Origin of the sequence: Nitratidesulfovibrio liaohensis (assembly GCF_011682075.1) — a bacterium.
Taxonomy (GTDB): domain Bacteria; phylum Desulfobacterota; class Desulfovibrionia; order Desulfovibrionales; family Desulfovibrionaceae; genus Cupidesulfovibrio; species Cupidesulfovibrio liaohensis.
In genome coordinates this window covers 1-7,640 of record NZ_VSMK01000069.1, presented here as the reverse complement: position 1 = coordinate 7,640, position 7,640 = coordinate 1, and the positions used below count along the sequence as shown (strand labels likewise).

At 64.0% G+C, this 7,640-nt stretch carries 6 protein-coding genes; all 6 read left to right on the top strand.

All coding sequences use genetic code 11. The annotated features are described in order from the left end of the window. Positions 1-505 (top strand): hypothetical protein (locus tag FVW27_RS03170; protein ID WP_243838179.1); only part of this gene is annotated, 505 nt, incomplete at its 5' end. 26 nt (positions 506-531) lie between these two features. Continuing rightward, entirely contained in the window at positions 532-2,190 is a 1,659-nt protein-coding gene (pilQ, locus tag FVW27_RS03165; RefSeq protein ID WP_167122673.1) for a type IV pilus secretin PilQ, read from the top strand. A 58-nt stretch (positions 2,191-2,248) separates the two neighbouring features. Further along, on the top strand, positions 2,249-3,955 hold the full coding sequence (locus tag FVW27_RS03160) for a GspE/PulE family protein (protein WP_167122671.1): 1,707 nt from the start codon (positions 2,249-2,251) through the stop codon (positions 3,953-3,955). A 310-nt stretch (positions 3,956-4,265) separates the two neighbouring features. After that, positions 4,266-5,486 carry a type II secretion system F family protein gene (locus FVW27_RS03155; protein ID WP_167122669.1) on the top strand — a complete coding sequence of 407 codons (1,221 nt, stop codon included), beginning with the start codon at positions 4,266-4,268 and terminating at the stop codon, positions 5,484-5,486. Between the two features lie 106 nt (positions 5,487-5,592). Further along, on the top strand, positions 5,593-6,096 hold the full coding sequence (locus FVW27_RS03150; protein ID WP_424991843.1) for a type II secretion system protein: 504 nt from the start codon (positions 5,593-5,595) through the stop codon (positions 6,094-6,096). 59 nt (positions 6,097-6,155) lie between these two features. Further along, on the top strand, positions 6,156-7,448 hold the full coding sequence (locus tag FVW27_RS03145; RefSeq protein WP_167122667.1) for a type IV pilus twitching motility protein PilT: 1,293 nt from the start codon (positions 6,156-6,158) through the stop codon (positions 7,446-7,448). The last annotated feature ends 192 nt before the right edge of the window (positions 7,449-7,640 follow it).

The window sequence follows — 7,640 nt, the reverse complement described above, 5'->3', positions numbered from 1 at the left end:
GGCACCGGCAAACGGCGGTGCCGCACCTGCCACGCCCACCACCTCTGCCCCGTCGGCAGCACCGGCAGCACCGGTCGTCCCCTCAACGCTGGCGGGGCTGCTGCCTCCCGGCGCCGAGGCGACCGCCCCTCCGCAGGCCATTGTCGAACAGGCCCGCAAAACCCTGGCCGAAGCGGTCATCACCCCCAGCCAACTCTACGTGCTGGATGCGGCGATGCGCCAGGCCGCGCCAAACCCCTTCCACCCGGTGCCGGGCAAGGGCGACGGCCCAGGTGGACCGGACGGAACGGACGGCAAGTCCGCCGCACACGACATCGCCTACTCGGGCTACGTGGCCATCGGCAACAGCGTGCTGGCCATCCTGGACGGCCTTGAATACCGCGTGGGCGAAACCGTGGCGGAGACCGGATACGTGGTGAAGTCGATAACGCCGGGCAAGGTCGTCCTGGCATCGCCGGGTGATGTGACCGACAGGGAAATCCCCTACTCGGGCGACGACCTGTAACCTGCGAGCAGTACCGGAGATTTTTGATGCGCCTCTTGAGAAGACACGTTTCCCTGGCCCTCGTCGTCCTGCTTGCGGCGGCATTCGTTCTTGGCACGCTGGGCTGCGCCAAGCGCAAGGAAGAATCCGACCCGTTCTTCGACAAGTGGAAGGCCATGTCCACCAATTCCACGGGCTACTCGCCCTCGCGCGATGCGCGCGACATACAGCCCCGCGCCGTGCTGAAGCAGGACAAGGTGGCGGAAGAACAGGACCAGCAGGCCCGCCCGCTGCCCAACGTGCCGGTTACGCTCAAGCTGCACAACGTGGACGTGGGCGTGGCCCTGCGCAGCCTGGCCGCCGCCGCGGACAAGAACATCATCCTCAGCCCCGCCGTGAAGGGCTCGGTCAACGTCAACGTCAACCGGGTGCCATGGTCCGACGTGTTCAAGGGCATGCTGGACAGCAACGGGCTGGACTACGCATGGCAGGGCGAACTGATCAAGGTCATGACCATGGCCGACAAGAAGGCCGAGCTTGAACGCGCCACGCTGGAAAACCAGCGCATGGCCCAGAAGCTGAAGGGCCGCAAGGTCGGTCCGCTGGTCACCACAGTGCTCGACGTGCGCTACGCGGAGGCGGCGGAACTGAAGAAGAACCTGGAAGGCTTCCTGTCCAAGGACGACGCGGGCAAGGCCGTGGGTGCCGTGGTCGTGGACACCTTCACCAACTCGCTGATCATCCAGGCCGTGGAAGACGACCAGAAGAAGCTGATGACCCTGGTTTCCAACCTCGACAAGCCCCGCGCGCAAATCCAGCTGAAGGCGCACATCGTGGAAGCCACCAAGGAAACCGCACGCGAACTGGGCATCCAGTGGGGCGGCGTGAACCGGGTGGGCAACATGGCAGGCAGCAACGACCTGTGGGTCACCCCCGGCGGCACCGGCGGCACGGCGGGCACCAGCCCCTACTCCGGCAGCTACACGCCCATATACGGATCTCCCGGCATCAGCGGGCAGGGCAACGGCATCAACTTCCCCATCGACACCACGGGCAAGTCGGGCGCGGGCTCGCTGGGGCTGATGTTCGGCACCATTGGCGGCAACATGCTGGAAATGCAGCTTTCCGCCCTGCAGGAAAACAGCAAGATCAACATCCTGTCGTCACCGTCCATCTCCACGCTGGATAACCAGATGGCCTACACCGAAAACGGCGAAAAGGTGCCCTACGTCTCCACCAACGCCCAGGGCGACCGCGAGGTGAAGTTCGAAGACGCCGTGCTGCGCCTTGAAATCACCCCCCATGTCATCGACGACAAGAACCTGAAGCTGAAGGTGCTGGTGAAGAAGGACGAGGTGGACCTTACCCGCAAGGTGGAAGGCAACCCCTTCATCATCAAGAAGCAGACGGAAACCACGCTCATCGTGCAGGACGGCGAGACCATCGTCATTTCCGGCCTGACCAAGGACCGCAAGAGCACGGGCCGCAGCGGCGTGCCCGGCCTGCACGACGTGGAAGGCCTGGGCTGGCTGTTCGGCAGCGATTCCAAGGCCAGCAAGCTTGAAGAAGTGCTGATCTTCATCACGCCTGCCGTGCTGCCCTACCGCGAAATGGCGGAACAGGGCGCCACGCAGCAGATCACGGTGCAGCCGGGACAGGCTGGCCAGCCCCCCGTCATCGATCAAGCGGTGCTGCCCCGCCAGTAGCCGCACGGGCCGCGAACCATGACGCCACACCATCACCCCGTAGCAAGGTAGGAACGCCGTGCGTCAGCGTGTACGATTGGGCGAACTGCTGGTGCAGGCCGGGCTGCTTACCGAAGAGCAGCTGAAGGCCGCCCTGCGCGAACACAAGAAAAGCGGGCTGCGCCTTGGCCAGTACCTGACCAAGACCAACCTGTGCCGCGAATCGGACGTGGTGGAACTGATAAGCCGCCAGCTGAAGATAGAACGGTACAGCCCGCAGCAGCACCCGCTGAGCCTGAACATGGCGGAGCGCCTGCCGCTGGACGCCGCGCAGAAGTGCAGCGCGGTGCCCCTGCAACAGCACGGTCACGTGCTGGTGGTGGCCATGGTGGACCCGCTGGACATCGACGCGCTGGATACGCTGGAGTTCATCACCAACAGCGAAGTGGAACCGCTGATCTGCACGGAACAGGAATACAACCAGCTGTTCAGTGCCATCTACGGCATGTTCACCAACCTTGACGGCGTCATCGAAAGCCTGGGCGAGTTGCACACCGCCGCCGCCAGCCAGACCGACGCCGCCGAGCGCGACGTGGCCGTGGACGAACTGGCCAACCAGGCCGACCTTGCCCCCGTCATCCGGCTGGTCAATTCCATTCTGGCCCAGGCCGTGCGCGAAGGCGCCAGCGACGTGCACATCAGCCCGGAAAAGGACAGCGTGCAGGTGCGCTTTCGCATAGACGGCAAGCTGCGCGAGGCCCCGGCCCCGCCGCGCAGCGTTGCTCCTGCGGTGGTCTCGCGCATCAAGATATTGGGCAACATGGACATCGCCGTCACCCGCGTGCCGCAGGATGGCCGCTTTACCATGCACCTGGACAACCGCGAGATAAACGTGCGCGTGTCCAGCATACCCACCATCTACGGCGAAAACATGGTGCTGCGCCTGCTGGACATGAGCGGGCGCGACTACACGCTGGACATGCTGGGCATGCAGCAGAACGACCACGTGACCATCGAGGGGGCCATCCACAAGCCCTACGGCATGATCCTGTCCACCGGCCCCACGGGCAGCGGCAAGTCCACCAGCCTGTACGCCATCCTGAAAAGCATCAACCGGCCGGACATCAACATCATCACACTGGAAGACCCGGTGGAATACCGCATCCGGGGCATCCGGCAGGTGCAGCTGAACCGCAAGGCAGGCATGACATTCGCCAGCGGCCTGCGCTCCATTTTGCGGCAGGACCCGGACGTGGTGATGGTGGGTGAAATACGCGACGCGGAAACCGCCGCCATTGCCGTGCAGGCTGCCCTTACCGGGCACCTTGTGCTGTCCACCCTGCACACCAACGATGCGGCAGGCGCGGTGACGCGGCTCATCGACATGGGCATAGAGCCGTTTCTGGTCTCGTCGGTGCTGCTGGCCTCGTTCGCGCAACGGCTGGTGCGCCGGGTGTGCACCAACTGCGCGGAACCGTACGAGCCGCTGCCCGCAGCGCTGGCCGCCTTCGGCCTTGCGCCGGATACGCCGGGCGCCACGTACCTGAAGGGGCGCGGCTGCCATCACTGCGCGCACACCGGGTACCGGGGGCGCACCGGGGTGTTCGAAATTCTGCCCATGACCCAGATGATCCAGGATCTGGTGATCAAGCGCAGTTCCACGCAGGTCATCGCGGAATCGGCCATCGACGCGGGCGTCATGCGCACCCTGAAGCAGGACGCGGCCATGAAGATATTGCGCGGCACGACGACGGTTGAGGAAGCCGCCACGTCCGTGATGTTGTAGCAACAATTTGTTGCCTTTCGCTTTTTCGCCTTTGTCATGCTGCCTTTCTTCCTTATACCCCGCGACGGCTTCCGTCGCGGGTGGCTGGCGGGGATGATGCAAGGAATTACGAGTTTTGCTCGCCGGGCAAGGCGGATTGGAATTTTTGAGCGGAGCGTACTCATGTACGTGAGCATCAAAAATTTCAAGCCAACACAGCCCGGCTACAAAAGACGGATTCCGCCCGCAGCATGCACGCGGTGAGCATTACCCACTGAACGGCAACGACATATTTCACAGCTAACCGACAACGCACTTAACAGGCACGTACATGCCCACCTACGTCTACACCGCGCTGAACGACAACGGCGTGAACATGCAAGGCACCATCGACGCGGACACCGCAGACGCGGCCCGCGCCCTGCTGCTGTCGCGCGGCTACGTGCCCCTGAAGGTCAAGACGCGAGGGGCCAGCCTCGAGTTCGGGGCGCTGGGCGACATCCTGAACCCGGTGAAACCCAAGGAACTCATCCTGTTCACCAAGCAGTTCCGCACCCTGTTCCAGGCGGGCATACCCATTACCCAGCTGTTGCAGGTGTTGCAGAACCAGACCGAAAGCAAGCGGCTGAAGCGCGTGGCGGCGGATATGGCCCAATCCATCGTGGGCGGCAGCACTCTGTACGACGCCTTCAAGGCGCACCCGCGCGTATTCAGCGAACTGTACTGCTCCATGATGCGGGCAGGCGAGGCCAGCGGCGCGCTGGGCGACGTGATGGAACGCCTTGTGTACCTGCTGGAGCACGAACACAAGATACGCGCCGACATCAAGTCCGCCATGCGTTACCCCAAGATGGTGCTGGGCGCGCTGACCGTCGCGTTCTTTGTATTGCTGAACGTGGTCATCCCCAAATTCATCATGATCTTCTCGCAGGCCCGCATCCAATTGCCGTGGCCCACCAAGGTCGCCATCGCCATGCACCATGCCATCACCGACTACTGGCCCCTGCTGCTGGCCGGGCTGATGGCGCTGATCGTGGCCTACAAGTGGTGGGTGCGCACCCCCACCGGCAAATACTGGCGGGACAACCTGCTGCTGCGCATGCCTATCACCGGCCCGGTGCTCCAGAAATCGGTCATGGCCCGCTTTGCCTCCATCTTTTCCATCATGCAGTCCAGCGGCGTTTCCGTGCTGGATGCCCTGGACGTGCTGACCAACACCATCGGCAACGAGGCCATCGCCCGCGAATTCCGCAGGATTCAGGACAAACTGAAGGAAGGCCGGGGCATCGCGGACCCGTTGAAGTCCGCGAAATTCTTCACCCCTCTGATCATCAACATGGTGGCCATTGGCGAAGAATCGGGCAGCCTCGACTCCATGCTGAAGGACGTGGCCGCCCACTACGACGAAGAAGTGGAATATGCAGTGGCAGGCATGGCCGAGGCCATCGGCCCCATTCTCATCGTGGTGCTGGCGGCGGTGGTGGGCTTCTTTGCCCTCGCCATCTTCATGCCCATGTGGGACCTGACACAAATGGCGGGCAGACACAAATAGCGCCCTTGTTACGCCCATGCATGCCGGGCACGGTGCGCGGACTCCAAGGGGGGCTGCACACGCACCGGCACCATATAGGGAGGGGGACGGAAGGTCCGGAACCCGATTGGATTTGAAGACATCAGAGAATCATAACACCATGCATCAGGAGAAACATTCCATGATCCGAAACAGAAAAGACAGGCAAAAGGAAGCAGGCTTCACGCTCATCGAAATCATTGCGGTGCTGGTCATTCTTGGCGTTCTGGCCGCTGTTGCCGTGCCCAAGTACTTCGACCTTCAGGAAAACGCCCGCCAGTCTGCCGTTGATGCCGCGGCTGCGGAACTCCAGGCCCGGCTGAACCAGCGCTTTGCGCAGGCCCTTCTCGCTGGTTCCAACTGCGCTGCTGCTCAAACCGCCGCGCAGACCGAGGTCACCAACAACTCCGTCATTGGCGGCGGCTGGACTGTTTCCGGGATTTCCTGGGCCCAGGCCGCACAGGGCGGGGGCACTCAGCAGGTATTCGAATCGTCCGTGTCGCTTTCGCACCCCACGGTAACGGGTGGTACGGCCATCGCCGCTTCTGAAGCTGCCAACACCAAGGCGCTGCAAACTCCCGCTTGCAATTAATGTTTCCGGCGGCGGCGCCCCGCGCCGCCGCCCTTTTCCCCTACGTACAGGTGCCCGCCATGAATGAGACATTCCACCGCATCATCTCCCAGGCCGTGACCCACGGCTGGTCCGACGTGCACCTTACCGGCGGCCATCCGGTGGTGTACCGCAAGGATGGGGACATCGGCATGCTGCGCAACGCCGTGCTGGCCCCCGCAGAGATGGACGAACTGGCGCGCGCCCTGCTGAACCCGCACCGGGCGGACATACTGCGCCGCCGCTGGTCGGTGGATTTCGCGCATACCGTGGCGGGCATCCGGGTACGGATGAACATCTTCAGCACCACGCGGGGGCTCAGCCTGGCCGTGCGACTGCTGGCCGGGCGCATCCCCACCCTGGCCCACCTGAACCTGCATCCCTCGCTGGAAGAATTCACCCGTCTGCGGGCCGGGCTGATACTGGTGTGCGGCGCCACGGGCAGCGGCAAGACCACCACCATGGCCGCCATGCTGGACGAGATAAACCGCAACCGTCCGGCGCACATCATCACGCTGGAAGACCCCATCGAATACCGCTTCGCCTCCAAGAAGGCCTTCGTGGAGCAGCGGGAACTGGGGGCACATTTTCCGTCCTTCGAGCGCGGCCTGCTGGACGTGCTGCGCGAAGACCCGGACGTGATCCTGGTGGGCGAACTGCGCGAGGCGGAAACCATCCGCCTTGCCCTCAGCGCCGCCGAATCCGGCCACCTGGTCATTGCCTCGCTGCATTCCGCCACGCCGGAAGAAGCCCTGTACCGGCTGTGCAACGCCTTTCCGCTGGAGGCGCAAGACCTGGTGCGGCACCAGCTGTCGTCCACCCTGCACGCCATCGTGGTGCAGCAGTTGCGCATGCACCCGGTGGCGCGGTTCCGCGTGCCGGTGCTTTCCCTGCTCATCGGCACCCACCCGGTGCGCATGCTGGTGCGCGAAGGCAGGTTCGCCCAGTTGCACAGCATCATGGAAATGGGGCGCGGCGAGGGCATGTACACCATGGAGGCCTATCACGAAGACTACCTGAACAGGCCGCAACGTTTTTCCGCCCCGTCCAACGTGTTTCGCCCGGCGCCGGAAGAGGAACAGTTTCCGGACCATGAATCGCCCCTGGTGGACCGTGGTCTTGGCACCACCCATTACGCACCGGAAGCGGCCCGGCATCTGGCCCGGTCGGGCGCCAATCTGCCGGATGCGTCCTATGGGGATGCCGCCCAACTCGATGTTGGCACTTCGGGCACTTCGGGCACGGCACGCACGGACGAGCACGGCGAGACGGTGTACACCCTTACCGACGAAGGCAGGCTGGAAGACGTGCTGCGGGAATTTTCCAGCCGGTAGCGCGCGAAATGTCCGGCGGCAATGTACGGGGCCATGCATGCGCGGCACGGGGGCACGCCGCCACGGACACGATGACCACGAATCCTTCACGCCGTACGGGCGGGCACCGGCCCGCCGCAACGACCGGGCCGCGCGCCCGGCAGGCACGCACATGACGACGCACACCACGCATCCTGCATCCCGCCGCCCCCT

Excerpts from the sequence above, each read along its gene's own strand:
- pilQ (WP_167122673.1), top strand. The coding sequence starts at position 532 with ATGCGCCTCTTGAGAAGACACGTTTCCCTGGCCCTCGTCGTCCTGCTT.
- FVW27_RS03155 (WP_167122669.1), top strand. The coding sequence starts at position 4,266 with ATGCCCACCTACGTCTACACCGCGCTGAACGACAACGGCGTGAACATG.
- FVW27_RS03145 (WP_167122667.1), top strand. The coding sequence starts at position 6,156 with ATGAATGAGACATTCCACCGCATCATCTCCCAGGCCGTGACCCACGGC.